At 65.8% G+C, this 25,766-nt stretch carries 18 protein-coding genes; 1 reads left to right on the top strand and 17 read right to left on the bottom strand.

Going from position 1 to position 25,766, the window contains the following annotated elements:
* Both VFZ66_04155 and VFZ66_04150 read right to left on the bottom strand, forming a co-directional pair.
* A partial coding sequence (locus VFZ66_04155) for a histidine kinase (protein HEX6288356.1) occupies window positions 1–1,557 on the bottom strand: 1,557 nt, incomplete at its 3' end.
* Between the two features lie 143 nt (window positions 1,558–1,700).
* Complete coding sequence (locus VFZ66_04150) at window positions 1,701–2,342, bottom strand: response regulator transcription factor (GenBank protein HEX6288355.1); 642 nt, start codon at window positions 2,340–2,342, stop codon at window positions 1,701–1,703.
* Window positions 2,343–2,537: 195 nt separating this feature from the next.
* Between VFZ66_04150 and VFZ66_04145 the strand changes: the two genes are divergently transcribed.
* Entirely contained in the window at window positions 2,538–2,912 is a 375-nt protein-coding gene (locus tag VFZ66_04145) for a response regulator transcription factor (GenBank protein ID HEX6288354.1), read from the top strand.
* 82 nt (window positions 2,913–2,994) lie between these two features.
* Here the strand turns inward: VFZ66_04145 and VFZ66_04140 are convergent, their stop codons facing one another.
* From VFZ66_04140 to VFZ66_04070, 15 genes are all read right to left on the bottom strand, one after another.
* The gene (locus VFZ66_04140; protein HEX6288353.1) at window positions 2,995–3,516 is read right to left on the bottom strand and encodes a ferritin; all 522 of its coding nucleotides are present in this window, start codon (window positions 3,514–3,516) and stop codon (window positions 2,995–2,997) included.
* Between the two features lie 437 nt (window positions 3,517–3,953).
* On the bottom strand, window positions 3,954–8,204 hold the full coding sequence (locus tag VFZ66_04135) for a DUF6519 domain-containing protein (GenBank protein HEX6288352.1): 4,251 nt from the start codon (window positions 8,202–8,204) through the stop codon (window positions 3,954–3,956).
* A 394-nt stretch (window positions 8,205–8,598) separates the two neighbouring features.
* Window positions 8,599–11,433, bottom strand: coding sequence for a hypothetical protein (locus VFZ66_04130; GenBank protein HEX6288351.1), 2,835 nt, complete (start codon window positions 11,431–11,433; stop codon window positions 8,599–8,601).
* Window positions 11,430–14,300, bottom strand: a complete 2,871-nt coding sequence (locus VFZ66_04125; GenBank protein HEX6288350.1) for a putative baseplate assembly protein — start codon at window positions 14,298–14,300, stop codon at window positions 11,430–11,432. Before VFZ66_04125 ends, VFZ66_04130 begins: the two co-directional genes overlap by 4 nt.
* Complete coding sequence (locus tag VFZ66_04120) at window positions 14,297–16,726, bottom strand: putative baseplate assembly protein (GenBank protein ID HEX6288349.1); 2,430 nt, start codon at window positions 16,724–16,726, stop codon at window positions 14,297–14,299. Before VFZ66_04120 ends, VFZ66_04125 begins: the two co-directional genes overlap by 4 nt.
* On the bottom strand, window positions 16,723–17,082 hold the full coding sequence (locus VFZ66_04115; protein ID HEX6288348.1) for a GPW/gp25 family protein: 360 nt from the start codon (window positions 17,080–17,082) through the stop codon (window positions 16,723–16,725). The genes VFZ66_04120 and VFZ66_04115 overlap by 4 nt, the downstream gene beginning before the upstream one ends.
* A complete protein-coding gene (locus VFZ66_04110) occupies window positions 17,082–17,402 on the bottom strand; it encodes a hypothetical protein (protein ID HEX6288347.1) in 321 nt (106 codons plus the stop codon). The genes VFZ66_04115 and VFZ66_04110 overlap by 1 nt, the downstream gene beginning before the upstream one ends.
* On the bottom strand, window positions 17,402–17,902 hold the full coding sequence (locus VFZ66_04105; GenBank protein HEX6288346.1) for a phage baseplate assembly protein V: 501 nt from the start codon (window positions 17,900–17,902) through the stop codon (window positions 17,402–17,404). The genes VFZ66_04110 and VFZ66_04105 overlap by 1 nt, the downstream gene beginning before the upstream one ends.
* Entirely contained in the window at window positions 17,899–19,017 is a 1,119-nt protein-coding gene (locus VFZ66_04100; protein ID HEX6288345.1) for a hypothetical protein, read from the bottom strand. The genes VFZ66_04105 and VFZ66_04100 overlap by 4 nt, the downstream gene beginning before the upstream one ends.
* Window positions 19,018–19,092: 75 nt before the next feature.
* Window positions 19,093–19,395, bottom strand: a complete 303-nt coding sequence (locus VFZ66_04095) for a hypothetical protein (GenBank protein HEX6288344.1) — start codon at window positions 19,393–19,395, stop codon at window positions 19,093–19,095.
* 102 nt (window positions 19,396–19,497) lie between these two features.
* On the bottom strand, window positions 19,498–20,151 hold the full coding sequence (locus VFZ66_04090) for a hypothetical protein (protein ID HEX6288343.1): 654 nt from the start codon (window positions 20,149–20,151) through the stop codon (window positions 19,498–19,500).
* Between the two features lie 37 nt (window positions 20,152–20,188).
* Window positions 20,189–21,772 (bottom strand): DUF4157 domain-containing protein, encoded by a 1,584-nt coding sequence (locus tag VFZ66_04085; GenBank protein HEX6288342.1) that lies wholly within the window; start codon window positions 21,770–21,772, stop codon window positions 20,189–20,191.
* A 164-nt stretch (window positions 21,773–21,936) separates the two neighbouring features.
* The gene (locus VFZ66_04080; GenBank protein HEX6288341.1) at window positions 21,937–23,586 is read right to left on the bottom strand and encodes a DUF4157 domain-containing protein; all 1,650 of its coding nucleotides are present in this window, start codon (window positions 23,584–23,586) and stop codon (window positions 21,937–21,939) included.
* 26 nt (window positions 23,587–23,612) lie between these two features.
* On the bottom strand, window positions 23,613–24,071 hold the full coding sequence (locus VFZ66_04075; protein ID HEX6288340.1) for a hypothetical protein: 459 nt from the start codon (window positions 24,069–24,071) through the stop codon (window positions 23,613–23,615).
* 13 nt (window positions 24,072–24,084) lie between these two features.
* Window positions 24,085–25,704: a DUF4157 domain-containing protein gene (locus VFZ66_04070; GenBank protein ID HEX6288339.1), complete on the bottom strand. Its 1,620-nt coding sequence runs from the start codon at window positions 25,702–25,704 to the stop codon at window positions 24,085–24,087.
* Between the last annotated feature and the right edge of the window lie 62 nt (window positions 25,705–25,766).

Below are 25,766 nucleotides of genomic sequence, written 5' to 3'. Positions count from 1 at the left end.
GCCCTCCAGCTCCAGCGATTCGGGCCGTAGCTCGAAGATCAGCGCGCGCATCTCGGTCAGGCCAGCCTCGGCCAGCGACAGGACATAATCCAGCGGCTCGGCCAGCCGACTCGGATCGCGGTCGAGCAGCGTGCGGGCGGTGCGCGCGCCCAGCGCGATGCCGTAGAGCGCCTGCGAAACCGAGTCGTGCAGCTCGCGGGCAAGGCGCTGCCGCTCCATCAGCGCGGCTAGCCCCTGCGCCTGCTCGAAGAGCTTGGCATTCTCGATCGCGACCGCCGCCTGGTTGGCGATTGCCAGTGCCAGACGCCCATGCCGTGGCGTGAAATGATCGGGCACATTATGCGACACCACCAGCACGCCGATCACGCGCTCTTTGAGCAGCAGCGGCACGCCCATCCACGAGCGAATGTAGCTCAGCTCGGCGTAGAGCTGCTGGCCCATGATGCTCTGATAGAAGCGTGCCAGCGGCGTATCGGCGCGCGTGTCGGCGATGATCACGGGCTCTCCGGCGCGGAGCGCTTCCCAGAGCATGCCGATTCGGTCCAGCGGGTAGCTAAAGGGCACCACCGTATTCTCCGCGATTGGCCGACGATAGTCCTGCACCACCAGCCGATCGTTTTCGACGATATAGATCGTCGCGGCGGTATAGTCGACTACCTTCTGGAGCTGGTCGAGGATCAGGCCCAGCAGCGGCTTGAGCTCCAGCGTCGAGGCGACGTTATGCGATACCTCAAGCAGCGTGGATAGCTCGTGCGTGCGCTCTGCAACGCCCTGCTCAAGCGTCTCGTAGGCCTGAACGCGCTCGGTAATGTCCTCGAAGACGACCGCCACCTCGCGAGTCGTGCCCGCCGCGTCTTTGATCGGATAGACCACGCTCTGCACCCAGCGCGGGCGTCCGTCGCGGATGCTGGGCACCTGCGCCGGATCGTAGCGCATCGCGGGCACGGTCGTCGTCTCGCCGGCAAAGCCGCGCTGGATGTAGGGCAGCAGACCGGCGGCGGCGAGCTGCTGGTCGCGCAGGATGTTGAAGCCGTTGATCTGCTCCACCAGGGCAAAGCCCCACAGTTCCAGAAAGGCGCGGTTGGCGTGGAGATGCTCGCCGTCGGGCGTGAAGAGCTGAAGCGCGTACGGCGATTGCTCGAACATGGTGCGAAAGCGCGTCTCCGAGTCGCGCAGCCGCTGCTGGCTGGCCTGCATGTGGGCCATCAGCCGAGCGTAGCTGTCGATCATGCGGCGGCACTCGTCGGTCGTCGCGTGCTGCTCAAGCGGCAGATCCAGCGCGGCATCGGGATCGCGGCTGATGCGCTCGAACAGCTCGATCAGCCGACGATTGTTTCTATCGTTGATCCAGAGCGACAGGAGCAGCGCCGCCAGCAGGGCGAAGATCAGGCCGATGCCAGGCAGCATGCCGCTCTGCCCGCTGTCGCCGACGGCAGAAACCAGCAGCAGCGCGCCGCCGATGCCAACCAGCCCCAGCGCAGCGCCAAGCCGCGCCGCGGTGCTGTCGAGGAGCGTGGGGCGGGCGGTAGCGCGGGACGATTGTGTTTTACTATTCATGGAGGATCAGGAACCCAGCAAAAGGAACAAGCGAACACAGGAACAAGCCCAGAACAACGTACCAAGAACCAATATGCCGTCAGACAATGCGGGTGCCCTCCGGGCATGGCACCCCGGCCCGGGGTGATAGCCTGAACGCGAAACTAGCCCGTTTGATCGACGGAGACAAGCCCGATCCGCACGGCGTAGAGCGCGGCCTGGGTGCGGCTTTGCACGCCGAGCTTGCCCAGGATATTGCTGACATGCGTTTTAACGGTCTTCTCGCCGATGTGCAGCGTGCGCGCGATCTCTTTGTTGGCCTGTCCGACCGCCATCAGGCGCAGCACCTCGGTTTCGCGCTCGGTCAGCACTTCGGGACTGTCGGGAGCGTTGACCTCGCGCATCAGCCGTGCGGCAGCCTTGGGCGAGAGCTGAACCTGGCCCGCCGCCGCCGCCTTGATCGCGTCGCGCAGCTCGTTGGCTTCGGTATCTTTGAGCAGGTAGCCGATCGCTCCGGCACGGATCGCGCCGATCACCTTGTCGTCTTCCAGCACGCTGGTCAGCGCCAGCACCTCGGTATCGGGCAGCTCACGGCGGATCATGCCCGTAGCGGTAATGCCGTCCATAACCGGCATCAGCAGATCCATCAGCACCACATCGGGCTGAAGCTGCCGCGCCAGATCCACGGCCTCGGCACCGTTGGCCGCCTCGCCCACCACATCTAGCTCCGGGTCGAGGCCTAAAAACATACGCAGCCCTTGCCGGACCACACTGTGGTCGTCGGCGATCACAATCCGAATGGTCATACAGGCTCCGTCTTTGGATGGAGATTTGTCTCTGTCGAAGGTCTGAGCGCGCGTGCATCATCGGCTGGGCGCAGATGATTCCGATTGGGCGATACACTCGCTGAATATGAGTATTGTAGCATATCTATGAGGCTTTACCGGAGCGGAAAGCGGGCGATAGCGTCTCTGCCGTGATGGTGGATCTGGAGCTGCTCCATGATTAAGCTGCTGCTGGTAGATGATCAACCATCGGTGCGCATGGGCTTGCGCATGCGCCTGGCGCTCGAGCCGGATGTCGCGGTTGTCGGCGAGGCGGGCGACGGAGAAGCTGCGATCACGCTCGCGCGGACGCTGCATCCTGACGTGATCGTGATGGATGTGAAAATGCCGCACATGGACGGGATTGTCACTACGGAGGCGCTGCGGGCGGCAGTGCCGTACAGCAGCGTGGTCATCCTCAGCCTGTACGACGACGCGATCACTCGTGCCCGCGCAGAGGCCGCAGGCGCGTCGGCGTTTATCCAGAAGCAGGGGCCGATGGATGTGCTGCTGGCGGCGATCCGGCAGATCATGCCTCAGTCGTCCACCTAGCCGTGCCGAACGCGCTCTGCGACCGGGGATTAACGCTGGCGGCACGTCTCGCCGCGCAAAACGTGCCGCGTCGATGGGATCGTTAGTCGGCGCTGGCTGCGCCTGGCTGTCCCTGGCTCAGGCCGCCGCTTGCCAGGAAGCTCTCGACGAGCAGCAGGCCCGAATCGCCTGCGCGCCGCACCATGCCCAGCAGTGTCTCCATGCTCGACACCTCTTCGAGCTGCTCGTTGACGAACCATTCCAGAAAATGCTTCATGATATGGTTTTTCTGGTTGATCGCCAGATCGACCAGCCCGTTGATCTGCTCGGTGACTTTCATCTCCCAGTTGAGCGATAGCCGCACCGCCTCTTCGGCGGACGCGAAGTTGCACTGCGGCGCGGGGATCGGTGGAATCTCAAGGCGTCCGCCCGAATCGACGACGAACTTGACGAAGCGCATCGCATGATCGCGCTCTTCGGTCGCCTGGGTGTAGAAGTGCCGGGCGAAGATCGGCAGGTTGTCGCTGTCGAAGTAGGCCGCGATGGCGACGTACTGTAACGACGCTCCAAACTCGTTGCCGATCTGCTCGTTCAGGGCGGCGTTCAACTCCGGGCTAATCAGCATACAATGCTCCTTTGTTTCATAGTAGTCATGATGATCGCATTGTATAGCGTTACCGCAACCTGCGCCACGTCGCAGCGACTCGCCGCGCGACCTCCACACAAGACCTCCGGACTCCAGAGATTCGCCTCAGGAGAGCGCTACCGTTGGCATAGCTTTGTGGTCTGCGTACCAGAGGTTTTGGCTTGAATCGCTTCTCCACCTACGTCGATCGCCGGGGGCGATCGGACTTTTGCTCCTCGCCTGATCGTGGGCAGCGCGTTCATCCTGCATGGTTTGCCAAAGCTTCAACAACCGTTTGCCTGGGCGCTTCTCGGTGGATACGCTGCTCTTTTGCAGGCAGGCGCGCCTGCTGCGTCAGCCTCAAGATTAACTCGCCGGGCAGACCACGCTCCACCGCACGGGCGATGGAGCGCGCTTGCGGCGATCTGCTGATGCGTTTACTGCGGCGGTCGGCGCATAAACTTGCGCACCTCCTCGCGGAACTCGCGCAGCTCCTTCAGCTCGGCCTCGACCTCGGCCAGCTTGGCCCGCGCGCCGCGCTCGCCCGCGATCTCGGTCTGTCTGCTCTCAAGCTCCTGCATCTGCCTGCGCAGCCCGGCGATCTCCTCGTTGCGCTCCGTCAGCCGCCGCTCGGTATCCGCCAGCTTGGTGGTGAGCGGCACGACCTCATCGAGCGTGGTCTTCTGCTCCTCGATGCGGCTCTGCAATGTTTGCAGCTCGGTATCGCGCGCTCTGAGCCGCTCCGACAGCGATGTCACCTGGGCGCGCAGCTCGCTCGACGGATCGGCGCTGGCGACCGAGTAGTAGCGCACCTGGCCGTTTTCCTCGTAGAGCGTCACGGCAGAGCCGGGCCGGATCTGACGGAAGAAGCCGGGCAGCGTCGAGACGATGTTGGGCGTGTCGCTCGGATCGTAGGCCGCGCGCCGCACCTCGACACCGGCCTCTTTGAGCTGCGTCTCGGCGTTGTCGACCGATGTGTTGACCAGGCTGATGCCCTCGACGACCGAGGCGCGGCGCGTCAGGGGCGGCGTAAACGCTGGCTGGCTCGTGGACTCGCTCGTCAGTTGGGCTGCGGTGCGGGATTTGTTGGTAAAGCTGCGGATCAGCGCGCCGAGATCCTGGCCCTGCACCAGGCCAAGCACCTGGCGGAACTGCGAGCCCTGCACCGGCGATGCGCCCTGGAACGAGCGATCCTGGTTGAACTCGTCCACGGTGTAGCGACCGAAGAGATCGGGCAGCACCAGGCAGCAGAACTGCTCGATCAGCCGGTCGAAGAGCGAAATGAACGGAAACATCGAGAGCCAGTAGCCCATCGTCGGGAAGCTCTTGACATATTTGCGCTGCGAGAAGTTGCAGACCTTGTAGACCTGCTCCTCGCGAATGCTGATCGCGGCCAGATAGATGATGTCGTCCTCGTCGCACTGCGGGCATTTGACCAGGAAGTGATCGCACAGACAATCCTTGAGATATTGCAGAAAGCCGCCCAGCAGATCGGCGAAGGCTTCGAGCACGCCTTTGCGGTAGGCGGCCAGCACGTCGAGCCGGAAGCGAAATTCGGGATTGAATAGCTCGCCCGCGACGGTGGTGATCGTATTGCTGAGCTGGTTCAGCACATAGACGCGCTGCTCGCGGATGTTGCGGATGCCCGACGTGGAGGTGATCCCGACCGGGCTGACCTGGGTCGGCAGGAGGTAGCCGTCGATCGCACGCAGCGCGTCCATGCTGATCATGCGTACCGAGTAGTTGTTTTCCAGCGTCACCAGCAGCATCCGCTGCGGCGCGAACGGCTCAAGCCGGATCGTGGTGTTGGGCATCGGCACGCCATCGCCGAGCTGCTGCCCATTGGCGATGTTGAAGCCCTGGATCAGCTTGCGATTATTGCTGTCCGGCCCCGTCACGACAAAGAGCGTCTCGGTGCGGGCCTCCTCCGCCGCCGTAAAGATCGCGATGTCGTCGCTGCCGCTCAGCTCAAGCGGAAACTCGCGAATCGTGGTGCCGCCCGGCAGTTGGATCGCCCGCACCGCGTTGTAGGAGGTCGGCTGCGTATCGGTCGTGCGGAACGTGACGAAGGCGCGACCGTTGGCGCTGATCTCAAGGTGGCCGAAGGTATTGAACGCCTGGCCCGGCATCGGCTCCATGTTGGGATTGACGTTGTCGGGATTGATCTGGTACAGGCCAGCGCCGCGAAACTGGGTGCGCGTCGTGCCGTTGGGATCGGTGATCGTCTGCTTGCGCAGGCCGATTGCATAGACGTTGGTGCGATCGGCGGGCGTGGTGGCGAGCGTTACTAGCTTGACATCGCAGATCGTCACCATTGGTCGCCAGGTGATGCCTGTGCGTCCGATCTCGCCGACGCGGAAAAAGGTATTCTCGTCGCTCTTGGTCGCCGCGATCATGTAGATCAGCCTGCCGTCGGGCGAGAACGCCACGTCCTGAACCGCGCCGGTGCCGGTGTCGCTCTGGTTGTCGTCGATCTGCGCTCCGGCGATCGGGTTGATCCGCTCGATCAGCACGTTCTTGTTCACGTCGTAGCGGTTGATCGTGGTGTCGGGCTTGAGCGGATTGGAGCCGGGGCCGACGCTATAGACCTCCGCGCCGCCGGGACGCATGCGCAGCCGGACATGCTGGCTGCGTCCGAAGATCGTATCCATAGCCCGCTGGCTGATGCCCAGGTCGCGCAGCGGATAGTCGGGCAAGGGCCGCGCGTTGGCGAACATCGCGCAGAACGTCTCGCTCGTCAGCAGATCGCGCAGCCCGATGTAAAACTCCTCGATCAGCCGATGCTCGCGCGGCGAGAGGTAGATGTGCTGACCGGTCTGCTGGTTGACCGGCTGCGCGACCAGGTTGGTCAGCGCCGATAGCCGCTGGTAGGTCGGACCGGCAGGTTCCTTCTCTTCGTTGGGCGGCGGCTGAAGCTGCTCTTCGAGAAAATCCTGAATGGGCTTGATGCAATCGTTATAAAAATCCAGCAGCAGCGTTCCGGCCAGCAGCGCTTGCAGCTCATTGCGCGCCTTGGGATCGTATGGTGCAAGGCGATAGCTGCCGTCGCGCTCCAGAATCAGGCTGACCTCGCCGTTGCCTTTGTCGTCAAGGATCTTGAGATCGGGATTCTGCTCCATCAGGCGGCGAATCTCGCGCATCACCTGGAAGCGCGTGTCGCGCTCTACCAGGATGTCGTTGCCCTCACAGTCGATCGCGTAGCCCGTGTGGATCGTCACGTTGTTGCGGCGTCCGTTGTCGTCGTTGGGGCCGCAGGTCACGTTCAGCCCGCAGACGATGCCCCAGCCGTGCAGGTGCTTGTTGTGATGGCGCAGATCGCGCTCGGCGCAGAGTCGATCGATCGCATCCTGAACCGTCACGACATCTTGCAGGTCGCAGCTGGTGTTGTCGAAGCAGACATCCTCGGCGCAGATCGTCGTCAGCGACGGAAAATCGATGCGACAGTCCTGAATGCTGTCGGCTGTGAGCGCCTCGCCCTCGAAGTTGATCAGCGCCAGGCGGCAGTAGTGGTGCCGCACGCCGTGCGGCGGCTGCGGATCGGCGAACGGCCACTCCACGTTGGCGGTCGCGGTGCGCGCCGGGATCAGCCAGTAGTCGCCGGTGCGGAACGGCCCCGACAGATCGAACTTGATCTCAACGCCGTCCTCCAGCGCGATCCAGCCGCCGTTGCCAGCGGGCACAGACACCTCGATCGGGCCGGTGGTGCCGGGCATGTCCCAGCGCCGCACCTTGGGATGCTCGTCGAACGCCGTGAAGTCGACGGTGCCGCTGGCGGTAGCGGGATCGATCGTCAGCGTCTGGCCGATCGCGTTGGCAAGCTGCACCAGCGTGCCGGGGTCGCCCAGCAGCTCGCGATTGTCGTCGGTCAGCTCAACCCACTGGCCGGTAGCGAAGCCCAGGAAGCTATCGCGGCCCGCGCTGCTGATCGTCAGGTCGTCGCCGTTTTTGGCCGCCCACAAGCGCACGATCGAGCCGTTGTCGCGCGACCATTTGAAGGTAGGCTGTCCTGAGTCGCTATCGTTGTGGATCTCGACGCGGTAGAGCTGATTCTCCAGGCGGCGATAGCCAGCGCCCGGCTCGATGATGCACGGGCTGTCGCTTGGCTCGCTGACCTGGGCGCGCGCGCTGAGCTTGCCGCGCTCGGCGTCGATCAGGCTGGTCCATTCCTCAAACTCAGTCTCACAGGTCACGTCGGCGTTGGCGTCGCCGACGCGCAGCAGCTTGACCTGCCAGACGGTCCGGGTGCGCGTCGCGGTGTCGGGGCCGCCCAGCGCCACCTCGCGGATCGTCTCGTCCTCCAGCGCGGTGATGTGCCGCTGCCACACGTCGAGATAGACCAGATAGGTGCCGGGATCGCCCGGCGGCGTAGTGCCGGGCAGATCGGGCTGCTGTGTGAAAAGTACGGGCTGCGGGCCGTCGTTCTCGCACAGAATGCCGTCGACATAGATGCGGCCCTCAGAGATCGTCAGGTCGGTGCCGTCCTCGTTCACGCCGATCGCAAAGCCGCCGCCGATCTTCGGCACGCCGCACAGCCCGATCACATCTCTGGCCTGGGTCTGATCGAGATAGGTCTGGATCTCGATCTGCTCGTTCCAGTCAGCATCTATCTGCACGCGGCCCTGCTGCATGCGCACGCTGCTGTAGTGCTTCTGAGATTTGAAGGTGGAGCGCGTGAAATCGCCTTTCATGAGTCCTCCCTAGTGCATGATCAAGGAACCTGTGCGGATGGATCATGCGCTGATCCAGGTCAAGAATAATGACGCTGTGGGGGATAGCCCCACACCCCGGCCTGAGGGCCTTCTGGACGCCCGCCAGAAGTGTCGATCGTCATCATCGACAGTAGCGTTTTTTGAGAACCGTGTATTGATCAGGTAAGGGCGTGATGATGATGTGCATTCATCGGGAAAATATCGGTAGGGGCGGACCGTCGGGTCGTCCCTACGATTCGATCCCGATTATTCTGTAAAGGATCATCATTACGCCCCGAATATTCGTGTTCCTACGATTGAATAATTGCATTATGAAATGAATTGCGATGAACGTATTTCGTATCGAATCTGGCGGGGCGTATGTCATACGCCCCTACGTCACAAACAAGATTCCGGCCTCAAGACCAAAGCGCAGGTATTCGTCGAGGTTGGCGCGCAGGTTGGCCTCGCGCTGCGGCTGCATCAAAAAATTGAAGACGCCCATCTCGGCCTCGTTCTCCGCGCCGGTGCGAATCTCGTCGGGGCAGAACCGACCAAGCTGCGCGTAGGCTGGCTGTCCGTACTGGCGCGCGGTGAAGCTTGGCCGCAGCCAGACCCGAATCGTGGCGGCGATCTGCTGTTTTTCGATGGGCGTCAGCGCTGAGTTGTCGATCAGGGCCGCGTCGATCGCCTGGCGGGTGGCGAGATCCGGCTGGCAGCGGTAGGGTTGCGGCACGCGCGAGCCGTCGGGCACGAACGAGAAGCGCACGCAGCCAAGCTGGCGGCGGTCGGCGATCACCGGATCGACGAAGATCACCTCCGAGGCGAGCGTGAGCGATTGGACATGGACCGCGCCGAAGATCGTCGTGCGCTCCAGCGTGGCGGGCGGTCCCGGCTGCGCGCCGGTATCGTCGGCGGCCAGCGCGGCCAGCTCGCTTTCCAGGCCCAGTTGCACGAAGGTGGTCGGGTCGGCGGGCGCGGCGCTGAAGATGATCGGCGTGTCGTCAGCGCCGGGCAGCACCAGCAGCCGATCGTCGACGCTGACGACGAACGTGCCGGTAAAGGCCGCGCCGGAATGCGCGTTCCGGATCGCGGTCTGCACGTGATCGCGAGCCTGCGGCACGGTCGTCGGGACCGCCGCGAGAACTGCGGGATGCGGCCCTTCGTCGCCGATCGTGACGTTGAGCGTGGGCGTGGCCGAGGTCAGCGTGGGAAACGGCGTGAGCGGCCTGCTGATCATGGCCTGCACCTGGCGCGCGGCATCGGTCAGGCGCAGCTCCGTCGCGGTCGGATCGGCGGCGGCGTTGGCGATCGTAACGCGGCTGCGCGTGCCCGGCAGCACGATCAGACGGTTGGCGGCCAGCGCGACGCGGGCGCTGGCAAAGGCCGGGCTGGCGTGCGCGGCCTGTAGCGCGGCCTGCAACTGATCGCGGGCCTGCGCGGGCGTGGTCGGGGCGGCGGCGAGCGTGACGGGGTGCGGGCCTTCGTCGCCGATGGTTACGTCGAGCGTGGGCGTGGCCGAGGTCAGCGCGAGCGCTGCGGGAAGACCGCCGCCGATCAGCGTGGGCAGCGGTCGCAGCGCGGGCGAGTCGATGATGCTGTCCTGGGCGCGCACCCAATCCATCGTCGCGGGCAGGCGCAGCGGCCCGACGATGCTGCGCTCGATCGTCAGCCGCAGCCGGTCATTGGCGGCGTCGACGACCACGCTGGGCCTGCCAGGCTCGGTAGGCTGCCCCGTCTCGTCGAGATGGCGGCCCGGCACCAGCGTGCAGTGGAGCAGATTCAGCTCCGGCAGGTTATCCTGCACGCGGATCTGGCCCGCGATCAGCAGCCCGTTGATCGTCAGCCGGGCCTGCCTGTCGCCGCCGCTGAGCGCGATGTCGCCGAGCAGCGTCGGGCGCTGCGTGTTGGCCGCCTGGATGATCAGCTCGGTGTCGGTCAGCGCGATCGTCAGATCCTCGGCGTAGGTGCGGCTATCGTCGATCTGGATCACCGTGCGCGGCGTCGCCGGATTCCAGATCGCCAGCGCCGCGCCGATCGTGTTAATGCCGGGCGACGGCACGCGGATCAGCGAGCCGAAGGCGCTGGGATCGGCGATCGGATCGACGCGGAAGGGCTGAGAGTCGCCCGGCTGCTGCGGTGGTCGGCGCCGCTCGTAGGGGCCGCCGCCGACGTTGCCGCTAAAGCCGTAGGCGTAGCTCACGCGCACGCCGCCCGGCGCGACACCGGCAGGAAACGCGATGCGGCCAAGCAGCGGATCGACCGCCACGGTGATCGCGCGGGCAACCGTAGTGCCGTCGCGGCGAGTGTACTCTTTGGTCGCGGGCGGCTCGCGCCAGTCGGCTAGATGGCAGATCAGAATCTCCTCCGGCGGCACGGGATCGGTCTGGCCCGGCAGGAAGATTTGCAGAACTTGCGGATCGGCAAAGTAGGCCAGTCGCGGCGGATCGCCGTCGACGAGCGCCTGACGCAGCGCCTCAAGCTCGGCGTAGAGCGGATAGCGCCGCAGCACGCCCGGCACGTTGATCTCGGCGGCGGTGCTGCCGATGTCCGTCTCGGTCTGCGGCTGGTTGAAGAGCGGCAGATCGTTGCCCAGCGAGCTGAAGCGGAAGCGGCCCGGCCCGTCGGCGGCGGCATCGGTCTTGAGCAGCGGAAACGCCTGAAGCCGCCACAGGAACAGCCCGATGTTCGGGATATTGTGCCTGCCGCGTCCACGGGCGATGCGGCGCACGTCGGCGGTGTGCGCGATCGTGTCGAAGGGCGTGTCGAGCAGCTCAAGCGCATCGATGTTGCGCAGATCGGGCGTGCGCACGTTCTGGAGCCGGATATGATTGACGTGCTGCGTGGTGGCGAGCAGCTGGAAGAACTCGACCGCCCGCGCGTTCCAGCCGGTGGTGTCGCGCGCCAGTTGCTCCAGCATCGTCGCGGTGCCTTTGCGCCGCCGGTAGCGCAGCGTGTTGGCGACCTGCGCGCGCTGGCTGAAGGTGGTGGTGCTGACCGGATGCAGGCCGCGCACGCGCAGCAGATCGCCGATGTAGGGCGCGACCCACTCGTCGCAGGTTTCGACGAACCAGTTATCATAGAGCCGCGCGATGTCGTCCTCGACCACCTGTAACTGCTCGGCGAGCACCGTCAGCAGCGCTTTGAGCGGCTCGCCCTGCTCGGCGTCGCGGATGCGATAGATCGCGGGCAGCAGCGGGTAGAGCTTATCGATCGGAGCGTCGGTCATCGTTTCATCTCCGTCAGGGCCACGCCGTCGCGGCTCAGCGTGAGCAGCTCAGCCGGTTTGGGCGTCGGCTGGAGCGCTGTCGGGTCCCAGGTTGCCGTGCGCGCCGGTAGACGCTCGTTGAGCTTCTGCGCCTGCCCGACGAGGTAGAGCTTGTCCAGGTCGGCGGCCTCGACGCCCTCGACCGCCTGGATCGTCGCCAGCACTTCGCTTTTCGTCACCGCCTGGCCGAAGCCGCGCTGATCGAACGAGAAGGTCTGCTGAAGCGCGTCGGTGACGGCGGCCTTCACTTTGTCGGCCAGGTAGCCGCGCTCGATCAGCACTTTAGCCTCAAGGTTGAAGGCGATCGGCGTGTACGAGGCGATCGTCACCTGCTGGATCGGATCGCGGGCCAGATCGATCGCGTCCTTGAGATTGGTGAAGAGCGTCGACGCGACCGCGCCGCCATCTGCCGCCGCGACGGTCAGATAGATCAGCCGGTGCTCACCCGACCAGAGCCAGGTCGCCTGGGCTTTGCCGATGCCGGCGAAGGCCCGCGCAAAATCCTCGAAGTCTTGCAGCGAGACGATCCGGCCCAGCGTCAGCACCGTCAGCGGCGCGTTCTCTCTGGCCTTGTCGCGGGTTTCGGGATCTTCCGCGCCGCTGGGAGCCAGCGGATTGGTCACGCCTTTGACGCCGAGCGGACGAGTCATCAGCAGGCTGAGCTGCCCGGCTTTGACCATGCCCGCCAGCCCGGTGCCCACCCGGTAGGTCGCGGTGATATTTTCGGTGCCGCTTGGCAGCCGCGCGCCGGAGATGCCGTCGCCGAACTGCACAGTCGTCTTGGCGGCGTCGTCGGTGCGCGTGATGTAGGCTCGATCGCGGGGCGCGAGGCCATACAGCGCGGCGACCTCGTCCCAGGCAATATCGTTGACGCGCACCTCAAGCGTGCTGGCGGAGCCGGTGGTCGTCGCCGCCGAGACGTAGGTCAGCGGCGATTGCTTGAGCACGAACTTCTGGAGCGGCTGCGCGGCATCGCCGCTGCCGAGCACCTCTTTTTTTGTCTCGCCGTGCGTGCTGAGCGCGACGTTCGCGTTGATCGTCAGCGTCTCGCGCAGGTAGCTCCACTGAAGGCCGGTGGTGAAGATCAGCGTGGTGTAGCCCTGGTAGTGGATAATCTCTTTGAGCACCAGCACCTCGCTGCGCAGCACGCCGGGCGCGTCGGCCTGCTCGCCGCTGACGATCACGGTCTGGCCCGCGCTGAGTCCCAGCACCATCGTGTCGAGCAGCAGCGCGGTCGCGCCTTTGCCGACCGGCTCCTCGATCGGCAGCGGCTCTAGCGGCAGCGTCTCGCTCTGCACATAGGCCGTGGTCTTGCGCACGCGAAAGTCCTGTGGCTTGTCGGTGGTGGTGTTCAGAAGCACCGCGCCGCTGGGCTTCCGCAGCGCCAGACCGGTGGTCCGCCCGCTCATGCCGTAGTCGGCCAGCGACACCTCGGCTACCTCGGCGATGCGGTAAGGTGTCGGGCCGATCTTGGTGCTGGCGAAGATCGCCCAGCTATTGCGCACGACATCAGGCAGGCTGCGCTCCAGATACACATCGAATTTGTCGCTCTTGGTGTAGTAGTCGCTATCGCTCTTCGAGGTGGTCCAGATCGAGCGACCGCTGCCGGAGTCCCAGTCGGGATCGATGAACGTGATCGTGATCACCGGATCTTTTTGCGCCTGCGCCTTGTCGGCGATGCCCTTGTCGATCACGCTGGCTAACGATTCGGCAGCCTGGCTCAGCGCGGCGATGCCGCTCGTTTTCTGGCTTGGCTTGGGCAGGCTGTCGTAGAGCGGCGCGTTGTGGCCGAAGAAGCCCGCGCGCGTGCGGAAGGCCAGCACGTTCGAGGCCGTAACTGCGGTCAAATTCTTGACATAATCCAGCAGCTCATCGGCGCTCCAACGATTGGCGGCCAGGAACGTGGCAAGATCGCGCTCGCGCCAGCGCCGTTGCAGCACGTTGGTCTTGATATTGGCCTCGGTCAGCGGCAGCGGCTTGAAGTCGGGCGTGCCCCCGGTGTTGACGGGCGGATCGTAGGTCAGCGTGGGCGATATGGCGGGCAGCGGCTCGGCTTTCACCGGCGCTGGAACATCCAGATCGAGCCGCGTTCGCGTCTGGTCGGTTTCGACCTCGACCGCTTTGATCGCGACCGGCAGCGCGTCGCTGCCGACCGTCACCAGCAGCAGATCGCCCGCCTTGAGGTTGGTCTGCGTGCCGCTGATGTAGAGCCGCTGCGCCGGGATCTGCTTGTTGTCGCCCGCGATCAGGTACAGCACGCCCTTGACGATCGTCAACTGCTGCGGCTGCGTCAGCCGTGGCTGGATCTTGTTCCAGGCGGTGTATGCCGTGAGCGGCGCGATCGTCTCGAAGGTCTGCGGCAGCTCGCCGGGGCCGGGCAGGCTTTGCACCTTGGTGCCGACCTCGATCGTGGCGGTGCCGGGCGAGCCGGGCGCGTCCTCCAGCGTGAAGGCGAGATAGGTGCTGGCGGCAACGCCCGGATTCAGCTCGTAGCCGACCTTGCGGGCCAGCTCAAGGATCGAGCGGCGCTCCGTGGCGGTGCGCAGAAAGCCCTCGTTGGCGATGCGCTCCTGGTAAAACGTGAGCACGTCCAGCATCGTGGCGCAGGCATCGATCAGCGCGATCGACGGATCGGCGTCGTCGCGGGCGGTGAGCCTGTCGAGCGCCTGCTGGCCCGCGAGCGCGCTCTGCATCGTCTGCTTGAAGGTGCCGTGTGTGCCCACCCGGTAGGCCAGCGCGGACAGCCCCGGTCGATTGTCCAGCGCGGCGGGCGTCAGCGCGGTAACGCCTTCGCAGCAGCCGCAGGGATCGAGTGGTGGAGTGCTCATAGGCCGCCCCCGGTCTGAATCTCTAGCTTGCCGTTTTCGGGAAAATTGGGATCGTTGTCGAGCCGCGCGACCTCGATCGGGCCGAGCGCGAGCACGCCGTTTTCGATCTCCTGATTGGCCGTCTTACCCCAGCGCTGGAAGCGCAGCACGTCCACCGAGGCAACGCCCGTGACGCGCATCGCGGCCTCGTAGATCTGGCTCAGGTAGACCGCCTGGCCGAAGGTGAAGTTGTCGGGGTGGAAGAAGCCGCGCTGGCCGCCGGGCGCTGTCGTGCTGCTGAGCGCGATCAGCAGCGCCTCTTTGACGCTGCTGCGGAAGTAGCCCGGCTTGACGCAGACCGACAGCAGCAGGTCGAGCGGCACGAAGAGCGGCGACGCGATCTCAAGGTCGTACCCGGCGATGCGGTAGCGCTCAAGGTGGGCGCGAATCTCGTCTTTGAAGGCGGGATCGACCGGCTGGCCGCCCTTGCGGTCGATCGTGACGAAGACCGTGTACCAGCTACCGGTCCAGCGAATCCTGGCGACCGCCTGCTGCACGTCGGGGTGGCGGCGCGCAACCTCGGCGTAGTCGGCCTCGGTGACGGCGCGCTCCTGGGTGCGGAACGCCTGCGGCGCGTAGAGCCGGACCTGCTCAAGCAGCTCAGGATCGGTGCCGCCGACCGCCGGAAGCGGGTTGCGGACGCTGGCAATGCCGCTGCCGGTCTTGACGATTCGCCCGATCGCGCTGCTGCCGACGTTGCCCGCCGTGCCGTTGCCGATCCGGTAGGTCGCGGTGAAGCTCGCGCCGGGCGCGGGCGCTCGGCCAAGCACGCCATCGCCGAAGCGCAGATGCGCCAGGCCGTCGCTCTCCATCTCGACCACGAACTCGGTGCGGAAGCTGTCGCTGCCCAGCAGATCGAACTGCGGCAGCCACGGGCGATCCTCGCCGCGCAGCCGGACGCGCGGACGGGCTTTGCGCACGTCCCAGCGTAGCGCGGCACTCGCCGATCCAAGATCGAGCGGCCCCTCGTAGGTCAGACCGCCGCGGGCCAGGCGCGGGCGGTAGGGCGTTTGCTGCGGCGCGCGATCCGGCACCAGGGCTTCGTCGGTGATGGTGCGGCCATGATCGGCCAGCGCGATGTTGCCGCGCGCGACGCTGACATCCGGGATCAGCCGGTTGCCGCTGCGGTCGCTGACCTCGGCGGAGATGCACAGCGGAAACGGCAGCGCGTCGGCTTGGCTCCACGCGATCTCGACGATCGCGGTGTTGTGCAGAATGTCGGCGGTGGGCTGTACCTGCGTCAGCCGCACCACATGGCGATGACTCGGATCGGCGTCGGCCTCGGCTCCGGTCGTCGGGCTTTTGATCTCCTCGAACAGCAGGAAGTCGCCGACCTGAAGCTGGAGCGGCGTCTCCGGCTTGTCGCGCAGCGTCGCGCACGTGGCACCGCGCGGCAGGCAGCAGCCGGTATCGTCCCAGGTGTAGAAGTTGATCTCGTTGTGGGCGGCGCTCAGCCGCACGGCGGTTCTGGTTTCAAAGACCAGCGGACGCTCGGCCAGCGTCTCCTGGAGCTTGGTCGGCGCGACGATCGGGTTATCGTCCGCGCCACGGGTCAGCAGCACGCGGCCCGTCTCCAGATTCTCGCCGTCGGCGTCGCCGCCCGCGTGGACCTCGAAGTAGACCCAGGCGCGAGCGTTGCAGCCATCGTGCATGACATAATCGAGCAGCCGGGCATGGCGGCGAATCGAGGTGCGGCGGCGGGCGGTGCCCAGGTAGGCCTCGGTCGCGACGGCATCCTGAAAGTAGCTCAGGTGATCGCCCGCGTAGGCCAGCAGCTCCACCAGCGCGACGTGCATATCGGCGGCGTTGCGCTCCTGCCACTGGGGCAGCAGCACGCTCATGCGGTCGAGCATCAGGCGGCGGAAGCTGGTGTAGTCCTTCGCCAGGTAATCGATCTCCGGCTCCGGCGGCGGCTCGGTCGGGCACTCCTGGTCGGGCGCACAGTCGAACTCGCTCGGACAATCGACCTTGAACGAGAACTCAATCGCCGAAAGCTGCGGATCGAAGCCACCGGGCGGCGCGGCGTTGTTCGGCCCCTGCACCAGGCGCAGCGTGTAGGTCGAGAAGTCGCCCGGCTGGTCGACGGTGACGGTCAGCACGTCGGCGTCGGCGCTGACGGCTGTCACCAGCACGTTGGTGATCCGCACGCCGCCCTCGATCTGCACGTTGTTGGGCGTCAGCGCGGGCGCGGGCGCGGGCGGCACCGGGTCGGTGGGCGTGCCCGGCAGGTTGTGGATCAAGACAACCGTGAGCGTTTTCTGATCGGGGCCGACCTCCAGAAAGTCGATGCCGTTGATCGTCGGCGTGAGCGGCGTGCCGTCGTGCGCGCGGGGCGCGCGCACGAGATCGCGGCGGGTCTGGTTGTTGCAGCGGTATTGCGTACTCATGGCACGGCTCGCTGGAACTGCGCGACCTGGCGCTGCTGGGTGCGGCGCACGATATACTGCACCAGCACCTCAAGCGTCGAGTCGACGTTTGTCACCTGGACGGCCTCGACCTGGATCAGATCGCCGAGCCACTGCTGGAGCGCGCCCTGCACGCTGGCCTGGGTCGCCGTCGCCAGCACGTCGCTGTTGGGCGCGAAGACCAGTTGCAGCAGGCCGCTGCCGAAGGTCGGGCGATTGACGCGCTCGCCGGGCGAGGTGAACAAGACCTGCTCGATCAGATCGCGGATATGCTCGTCCTGGGTGGTGTCGGCGGTATGGCCGCGCCGGTCGATATGAAACGGATAATCGATCTGCATCACGTACCTCGCACGCGCACCTGGGTTACTAAAATATTCACGCCCGTGCCGTTGGGCGCGCAGATCGCCTGGCTATCCTGCAACAGCACCGGCACGCCGCCAGCCCGCACACGTGTCGCGCCCACAACCCACTGGGCGGTGACGCACGGGCTGGGCGCTCCGCTCACGTTGAACGGGCAGCCCGCCACAGTGTAGGTCGTGGTCTGGGTGACGATCGGCTGTCCGCCGACGCGCACGCGCGGATTGGGAGCCGTCGGCATCGCCTGTCCGCCGTGGAAGCAGATCACGGTCGCGCCGAGATGCAGCAGAAAACCAGGCATTAGATCACCTCCAGTGCGCCGTTGTTGATCGAGACTTGCGGGCCGGTCATCTTGATCGTGCCGCCCTGGCCGGTGGTGATCTCGACGCCCAGCGCGGAGAGCACGATCTTCTGGCCGCTCGACGTCTCAAGCGTAATCCCGCCGATGCCGGGCGTGTCGTCGAGGATGATGCTGTGGCCGCCCTCGGTCTTGAGCAAGACTTTTTTGTACGGCGGCGCGAGCAGGATCGGCGGCGCCTCCGCGACGGAGCCCCACCAGCAGCCGGACCAGATCGGGTAGTCGGGATCGCCGTGCTCGAACTCGATCCAGACGCCAGCGCCGACCTTCGGCAGGGCGAAAAAGCCCATGCCGCTGCCGGCGAAGGGCAGACAGGGCATGGCCCAGCCGCTCTCAAGATCGCCCATCACGTCGGGAACGCGCGCCCGAATCCGCCCGATCATCAGCGGGTCCTGGTTGTCGGTGACGACGCCGCGATATTTGCCGTAGAAGTTGGTTGTCATGGCCGTACCACCGGCAGCAGCGCGCCGGTCCCCTCTCTGCTGATCGTAAAGCTCTGCGTGTAGCGATCACGCTGGATCTGATGTGTGACGCGCCGCACGTAGTAGTTGCCGTTGTAGGTAAAGCCAGCGCCGCGCACGCCCACGAGCTTGCGCGCCCGCAGGATGCTGCCGTAGCGCACGGTTTCGACCTCGCCCTGGCCGGTCACGGAGTCGGGCGAGCGCGTGGCGGCGGCGATCGACGCGGTCGCGGCCTGCGCCGGGTTCTGGTTGGCCGTCTCGCGCAGCAGCACGGTGCGACGGGCCGGAGTCGGCGAAGGCACCAGCGGCGGAATGCGCAGCGACGGCAGCGATGGGATCGGGATGCTGATCTTGGTGATCGGCTCGACCACGCTGCTCTCGGTGCTGACGGGCGCGAGCGCGTCCTGGGAGAAGCTGAGCGACTCGACGTTGGTCGCCGGTCCCATGTTCATCGTCAGCGCGGGCTGCGGCAGGCTCAGGCGATTCTCCGGCCCCCAGTAGGCCGTGTTGACGCCAAAGGTCAGCGGCTCGATGTAGAACACAAAGCCGTTGCGCTCGGCCATGCGCTGAATGAATCGCAGATCGGTTTCCTGCTGGCGCGGAATCCGCTGCAACATGATCGGCACGTCGGTGGTGGGCGTGGCCTGCGGGATCAGGCCATACTGCGCGTACTGCGCGATCAGCCGCATGACGATCACGAAATCGGGCTGGTTATCGTATTTCTCGTTCTTCTCCTCAAGGTCGAGCATGAGGCTCACGTCTCTGCCGGTGACGGTCAGGGTGGACATGCCCGGCTCGTTGCTCGGCTGGAGCTGCTGGTGGGTGATGATCCCGTCGATCAGCACCTCAGGCGTAACGCCTAGCAGCACGCCGATGATCACGCGGTTGAAGGGATTGAAGGTGCCGTCGAGCAGCAGGCCGTAGTCGACGATGCGATCTTTGCTGAGCGTAAAGGTCATCTGGAAGCCGTCGCCCTGCTCGGCATCGTTGGTCACTTCGATGCGGGTCAGCGCGCTGGTGACAGCGTAGGATGCGGGCAGCGGCACGGTGCCGCCCACGAGCAAGATGATGCGGATGCCAAGTTGGCTGGCTAGCATGATGGCCTCTTGGTAGCGCTAACAGATGCACAGACGGACGAGAAACGATACATTCCCGCGAACGATGCTCCGGCCTCAGAATTGCGGCAGCGTGATCTTGATCGTCCGCCCGGTTTCGTCGGTCAGCTCGTCGGGATCGAGCGTGATATTGGCGTCGCAGACCCGCCAGAACTGCAAGGGATCGCCCAGGAAGCGCGCGGTGATGTTGTCGAGCCGCTCGCCCTGCGTCACCGTATGCTCGACCAGCGTCGTCTGGCCGTCGGCGGGCGGGATGAAGCGGCGGCGCTTGTAGGCGATCACGCGGGGCTTGCCGTCCGCGCCCGTGACCTCTTGCTTCACCGTCTCAAGGTTGTAGTAGCGGCTGCTCGGATCGAACATCGGTCAAGCTCCTTGTTGCGGGTTCCAAGTTTCAAGTTTCAAGTTTCAAGTCTCAAGTTCCAGATTCTCGGTTCCAGGTTCTCGGCTCTTGGCTCTTGGTTCTTATCCAATACTCACACTGCCTGAAACCGATCCCGCGATCGTGCTGACGCCGCCGATCGTCGCCATGACCTCTTTCGCGATCTGGTGAGCCATGAACAGCGCACCGCCCACGCTCAGCAGGCCAAGATCCTGATAGGTCAGCACGCGCAGGTCGAGCCGAACTTTGGCGCGGATCGGGTTCAGATCGGGATCGTACGCCTCCTCGGTGATCGTGAACTGCGTCAGGCGCACCGGCAGTGTTCGCGCCGGTCCCCAGATGAAGAGCGTCAGCGGTGCTTCGGCGGGGATGACCTCGATGATGCCGATGGCGGCGAGCACCTCGTTGGCGATCGTCAGCGCGGACTTGGGATACAGCAGCATCTCAAGCGAGGCCAGCGTCGGGTACAGCCCCAGCGCTGTGGCGGGAAACTGCGCGCGCTCCAGTTGGTCGGTCGCGTCGATCTCGACCTCTAGCGAGATCTTTTCTTCGGGCGGGCCGGTCAGGCGCAGCGCCTCGCCGCGATCGGCGTTGCCGCCGGGCGTGCGCGCGGTGATCGTGCGCGACATCGTATCGGGGTTGTACTGGAACACGATCACGCTGGCGAGCGGGTTGAACGGATCGAGGCCGATGATCGCGCCTTTTTGCACTTGTGGCGAGCCGGGGAAGGTCGTCATGCGATGATCCCTTCATCAAACTGATTGCTCAAGCGTCTCACTCCGATTCCCTTCGCGATAGAAGGTAGGCTGCCGCGATGATGCCGCCGATCAGCACTGCCGCGCCGATGCCCAGCCCAACCGCGAGTCCGGTCGAAATCCCGCCGCCCGCGCGCTGGCCGCCTGCTCCGCCTGCGCTCGCCGGGCTGCCTCCCCGGCGCACGGCCCAGGCAAAATAGGCGTAGGAATCGGGATTCCTGACGGCGAGCGCGGCCTCGCGCGGGCGATCCGGGTTGTGGAGGTAGTACTCCGATGTGCAGTTGACGCTGCCGCGCTCGCAGGCGGCCAGCATGCCGCCCCGCGACGGACGCGCCGCGCTGGAGACGTGCGCGTACTCGTGGATCAGTGTGCGAAGCCAGTTGCGCGCGCCCAGCGCGTCGTGCTGGCTGAGGCCAGCCCCGCTGCATTCAGGTGGTGCCGCCTCGCTCTCGGCCTGGTTCAGGTACGCGCGATTATCCGAAACCGCGCCCGTATAATCGCCGCAGAACGCGATGATCGAGGGTTGCTCCAACTGGCTGGTCGATGACCATGCGCTGCGCCGGTTGTTGCGGCAGGCGGGATCGCAGGCGTCGTAGCAGTAGAACGTGACGCCGGTGCCGCGCATGATCGTCTGCATCTGCTCGAACTGGCTGCGGATCGCCAGGACGCGCGCGCTGTCGTCGGGCGTGATATGGAAATACTCGGTGAGCGGCCCGCTCACCGAGGCGGGCTGGTCCAGGCGCGTGAGCGCGTTGGAGACGATCGGGAAGGCGGCGGTGCGTAGCTGGCCGATCTCTTGGAGCATCCGATCGGTGCAGCAGTGACGATCGCCGCGCTCCTGGCAGGGCGACTCGGCGCTCTGCGTGAGCGCAGCCGGGGCGTCGGCTGCCGCCGTGGCTGCGGGGGCGCTTGCGGCAGCGCCCGCCTCCTGCCGCATCAGCTTGGGCGCGATCTTCCGCGCGGGCGTGAACATGCGGATCGCGGGCCGCGCCGGACGGAGCGCCGAGATCGGTCGCCCGCCGTGGCGCTTATGCTCGTCGTCGGCGCGCATCACGGCCTCGGCGGCGGCATCGGCCTCGTGCTCGCCGGGATCGTCGGTCTGGCCGATCTCCAGCGCTTGCTGCACGCCCACCTGCTCGCCGCGCTGCTGCACGACATGCGCCAGCTCGTGGGCCAGCAGGTGCCGCCCGGCCTCCGTCTGCGGCGCGTACTGTCCCGCGCGAAAGACGACATCGCGGCCCACGGCGTAGGCCAGCGCGTTGACGTCCTCCGCCGACTGGCTGGCCTGCGCGTCGGTGTGGATGCGCACATGGCCGAAATCGTGGCCGAAGCGCGACTCCATGAAGCTGCGCGTGTCGGCGTCGAGCGGCTGCCCCGGCGAGCGCAGCACATCATGCACCGCCGACGGCGCTTCCGCTGGCGTGGGCTGTGACGGGCTGCGTCCCGATGCTGCCAGACGCCGCCTGCGACATGCGGCGCACTCGCCGTCGGGGCCGGGCGTGCCGCCGCAGGCGCACTTGCGCTGCAAGATGCCCGTCGCCGTCGGAAGCGACGGTGCTGGCGCTGCGGGCTTTTGTTGAACCGCTGCTGTCTGCTGGCTCATAGACGTACCACTGTTTCGCGTTCAGGCCCTCACCCCCGGCGCTGTCGCGTCACTCCCTCTCCCGTTGCGACAGGCGAGGGGCGGGTGGAGCTGGTTGTTCTTTGTTCTGTTGTTTGGTTCTTGGTTCTCTTCTGCTCCCTTGTTCCTGTGTTCTTTCTTCTTTCCTACGGCGGCGTGACCAACAGCTCAAAGATCCGATTCGGGATGTTGCCGGTGAAGAACGCCTGAAAGAGCGCCTCGCGGCCTATGATATTCATGATGCGCTGCATCAGCGTGACGTAGGCGCCGTATCCCGATTGGGTGTTGGGCACGCCCGGAGCGCCAGGGCTGCCCTGCTGATTGGCTGGTGTCGCCTCGATCGCGATCAGCTCGGAGATGCCCTCCTCGAATGGTCGCCAGTACTGGATGTAGCGATCCGCGCCGAAGCGCTCGATGAAAGCCCGGCGCGTTCGCTCGCGCCCGCCGAGCAGATGCACCGCCTCGTGACGCGCCACCGCCTGAACTGCCGGCGTGCGCAGGTTGGAGCTAGGCGCGAGATAGAACATGTCGTCAGGCGGGAAGTAAAATCCCGGCTCCAGGCCAGCGAATGCGCGAAACGCGACCAGCGCCGTGGCGCGTCGCTCCTGCTCGGTGATGACGGCGGTCGCCGGAGGGGTGATACCCTGCTCCGTCCACAGGCTGCGCACATCGCGGTCAACCTCGGATGTGGGCCGCCCGTAGCCGCCAGCGACCAGCCATTGCAGTTGAAAGCGCTTGATCGAGTACTCGGCCAGATCGTTCAAGATCCTGGCGCGACCCTGCAAGCTTGGCCGGGTGCTGCCTGTAGCCGTCGGCACGCCCCGCGCTCCAGGCTGTCCGAGCGACTGTCGGACGTTGCCGACCCCCAGGATTTGCCCCAGCAGCCGATCAAGGATCGTCAGCTCGTCGGCGGTCGGGACGCGGCCCAGGATGCGCTGCTCGCGCTCGACATCAAAGGTAATGCCGTACTGGCTGTGGAGCGCCCGCACGAAGCGCCTGGCCCGCCGATAATCATCAAAGCTGGGACCATCCGGCGTCACGCCCATTGCCCGCGCGGTCGACTCGGCGAGATTGAGCCGTCCCTCAGGCACCTGCGCAAGCTCCCAGGGCGTCATGGCATACAGCGAGCCAAGCTGAGCGGCAGGGCTGAGCCGGTATTTGATCTGCGCATCGCTCGGCCCGACCCGACGCCCGAATTCGTCGAACTCTTGCAGGCCGGTCTGCTCGCGGAAGCTCTCGATCATCGGCGCGTGGATCGGATCGCGGTCGCGTGGCAGCCGCTGGATCTGCATCGGCAGGCGCTGGGTCACGGAGAGCGGCCTGTCTGCGCGTAGCGCCGCCGCGCTGCCATACGCCTCATGCTCCGCGCGCTCGTCGGGCATCGAGGCTGTAGCCTGCGGCATCGAAGCGCTCTGCTGCACCACATGCGTCAGCTCATGCGCCAGCGTTTGCTCACCCGCTGGCGCTCCCGGCGCGTACTCGCCCGCGCCAAAGACGATCTGCTGCCCGACCGTGTAGGCGTGCGCGTCGAGCGCCCGGGCCGACTGTGCAGCCAGAGCGCCGGTATGCACGCGCACCTGGCTGAAATCGTGGCCGAAGCGCGGCTCCATGTGCGCGCGAGCTGTCAGATCGAGCGGTTGGCCCGGCCCGTGCAATACCGCCTCAACGATCGCCGGTAGCGTCGTGAACGCCGCCGGAGCGGCACGCTGCCGCCGGACGACCGGGCGCTGCCCCGCCGCCGGGAGCGCGCTTTGAGCGCTGCGTCGCTTGAGTTCGGTTGACAATCGGGCGTGCATTCAGATCCTTTGCGTGCGTGGACGGCTCACGGCTGTAACATCACCGTCGCCGTATTCGATTCGACGACCTGCTGCCAGCGCTCGACCTGCTGCCAGTTTTTGTGCCGCTCCCAGCCCGGATCGGGCGCGATCGTGCTGTACCCAAACCGCCCGATCAGTTGCAGCGAGTGCAGCGTATTGGGCAGGTTCAGGTAGTACGCCATCTGGCGCTCCAGCGTATCGTGCGCGGCGATGGCGACGATCTCGAAGTCGGGCATCGCATTCACGTCGAGCGGCAGCCCCGGATCATGCGCGGTATGGTCCAGGACCAGCGGATCGGCGATGGTGGTCACGAGCGGCTGGTCGAGCAGCAGATACGTCGTTTGATCGGTCGCGCTGGTAAAGCGCCACAAAATACTCAATGCCCACTGCCGACCGTGCTGATGCCCCATCTGGTGAGCGGCAATCTCGATGCGCAGCGCGTCGGTTTGTTTGGCCTCAGTCATGGCTCCAGCTCCGTTACGATGCCGGGATCAATAGCCGCTGGCCCGGCAAGATCAGGTTGGGATCGCTGATTTGCGGATTGGCGCGGATCAGCGATGCGAGTGGAATGACCCACATTTGCGCGATGCTGGTCATCGTCTCGCCAGTGATGACCTCATGCCAGAAGATTCCCTCGATCAGCAGCCGCTCGTTGACGGCCAGCCTATTCTGCGTTGCGGCGGTGATCGCGTCGCCGTTTGCTCGGAAGATCCGGTTGAGCATGTCCGCGATCGGTATGCCGCAGCGCCGCGCGATGCCGGAGAGCGTCTCGCCGGAGCTGACGCGGTAGACCGAGCCGTCATGGAAATTGCCAGCCGCATCGCGGAAGGAGCCGCGTCGAATGCCCAGGTTGTCGGCGATCGTCGAGTGCTCGCGCCGCACCCGGTTCTCGATGTCCACCGCGCCCCGGTCGCCCTCCGGCGTTTGCGAGTGCTGCACCTGGGTCTGTCCCATCGGAGCCGTTTGCTGCCGGGCATGGCCGCAGACCTCGTGGGCAAAAATGATCCAGGGTGGATCGCGCAGCGTTTGCGTCGGATTCGCGCCGCCCAGCGGTGCGGTATCGCCCGCGCCGGTGATGCCGCTAAACTCTCTGCCGCTCACGCCGACGTTGTACTCAGTCCGCGCGCCGCTGGGATAGAGCGTCACGCCTTCGCCCGCCGCGCGCACATCGATGGTCGAGCCGCCGACGGTGAACGTATCGGCCACATGAATCCGAATATCTTTCGATCCCGCAGCGGTGAGCTGGCAGAGGCAGCGGCAGGAGGTCGGCATGTTCTGGCTGAAGTGCGCCTGGCCGCGCCGGGGCCGCCGAGCGCAAAACGTCGCGCGGTCGGGCGAGCTGACCACGCCCGACGCGGCATCGACGGTCCAGTTGCCGGTCGGGCAGAGCTGATCGATCCAGCCTTCGGCCATCTGCGCGTTTGTCAGCGTGCCGCCGACCGGCTGATTCGGTGCGGTCGCGCCCGGATCGACGATCGTCAGCGCGCGCTGGATCGTCGCCGACGGCTGGCGCTGCTGTTGAACTACATGGGTTAGCTCATGGGCCAGCAGGCGTTGGCCCTGCGGCGATGAGGGCGCGTACTGGCCCGCGCCAAAGACGATATGACGCCCCTGGGTAAAGGCCGCCGCGTGGAGCGTGCGCGCCGCCGCCGCTGCGCGGGCATCGGTGTGGATGCGCACCTGGCTGAAATCATAGCCAGCGCCGGGCATTGCGCTCGTCGGCGGTCGGTGCAGCACCTCGCTGGAGACATGCTGCGCCTCGTGCTCGTGCGGCGTGTCGGGATCGCCCACGGTAAGCTTCGTCTGGATCTGATCGGCGGCGGCATGGACGTGCATCTGGCCGAAGCTATGGCCGAAGCGCGGCTCCATCAGCGCCCGTGTGTCGGCATCGAGCGGCTGTCCCGGCGAGCGCAGCACATCATGCACGATCGGCGGCGCGCTCTGCGGCGTGAGCTGCTGCTGTTGTCGCTCGGCGGCCAGACGCCTGGCCTTGCATGCGGCGCACTCGCCGTCGGGGCCGGGCGTGCCGCCGCAGGCGCATCGACGCGGCGGCTGCTTCCAGTGCTGCGGCGGCGACGCGCCGGGCTTGTGTTGCATTGTTGCTCTCTGCTGGCTCATAGGCATTTCAACGTTTCGAGATTCGAGTTCAAAGTTCCTGG

This window comes from Herpetosiphonaceae bacterium (assembly GCA_036374795.1).
In the GTDB taxonomy this organism is placed as follows: Bacteria; Chloroflexota; Chloroflexia; order Chloroflexales; family Kallotenuaceae; genus LB3-1.
This window is presented reverse-complemented; position numbering and strand designations above follow the sequence as displayed.

Coding starts and splice junctions, on each gene's coding strand:
- VFZ66_04090 (HEX6288343.1), bottom strand. CDS start 20,151: ATGACGACCTTCCCCGGCTCGCCACAAGTGCAAAAAGGCGCGATCATC.
- VFZ66_04075 (HEX6288340.1), bottom strand. CDS start 24,071: ATGACTGAGGCCAAACAAACCGACGCGCTGCGCATCGAGATTGCCGCT.
- VFZ66_04120 (HEX6288349.1), bottom strand. CDS start 16,726: ATGAGTACGCAATACCGCTGCAACAACCAGACCCGCCGCGATCTCGTG.
- VFZ66_04095 (HEX6288344.1), bottom strand. CDS start 19,395: ATGTTCGATCCGAGCAGCCGCTACTACAACCTTGAGACGGTGAAGCAA.
- VFZ66_04145 (HEX6288354.1), top strand. CDS start 2,538: ATGATTAAGCTGCTGCTGGTAGATGATCAACCATCGGTGCGCATGGGC.
- VFZ66_04125 (HEX6288350.1), bottom strand. CDS start 14,300: ATGAGCACTCCACCACTCGATCCCTGCGGCTGCTGCGAAGGCGTTACC.
- VFZ66_04100 (HEX6288345.1), bottom strand. CDS start 19,017: ATGCTAGCCAGCCAACTTGGCATCCGCATCATCTTGCTCGTGGGCGGC.
- VFZ66_04115 (HEX6288348.1), bottom strand. CDS start 17,082: ATGCAGATCGATTATCCGTTTCATATCGACCGGCGCGGCCATACCGCC.
- VFZ66_04130 (HEX6288351.1), bottom strand. CDS start 11,433: ATGACCGACGCTCCGATCGATAAGCTCTACCCGCTGCTGCCCGCGATC.
- VFZ66_04140 (HEX6288353.1), bottom strand. CDS start 3,516: ATGCTGATTAGCCCGGAGTTGAACGCCGCCCTGAACGAGCAGATCGGC.
- VFZ66_04150 (HEX6288355.1), bottom strand. CDS start 2,342: ATGACCATTCGGATTGTGATCGCCGACGACCACAGTGTGGTCCGGCAA.
- VFZ66_04105 (HEX6288346.1), bottom strand. CDS start 17,902: ATGACAACCAACTTCTACGGCAAATATCGCGGCGTCGTCACCGACAAC.
- VFZ66_04070 (HEX6288339.1), bottom strand. CDS start 25,704: ATGCAACACAAGCCCGGCGCGTCGCCGCCGCAGCACTGGAAGCAGCCG.
- VFZ66_04085 (HEX6288342.1), bottom strand. CDS start 21,772: ATGAGCCAGCAGACAGCAGCGGTTCAACAAAAGCCCGCAGCGCCAGCA.
- VFZ66_04110 (HEX6288347.1), bottom strand. CDS start 17,402: ATGCCTGGTTTTCTGCTGCATCTCGGCGCGACCGTGATCTGCTTCCAC.
- VFZ66_04080 (HEX6288341.1), bottom strand. CDS start 23,586: ATGCACGCCCGATTGTCAACCGAACTCAAGCGACGCAGCGCTCAAAGC.
- VFZ66_04135 (HEX6288352.1), bottom strand. CDS start 8,204: ATGAAAGGCGATTTCACGCGCTCCACCTTCAAATCTCAGAAGCACTAC.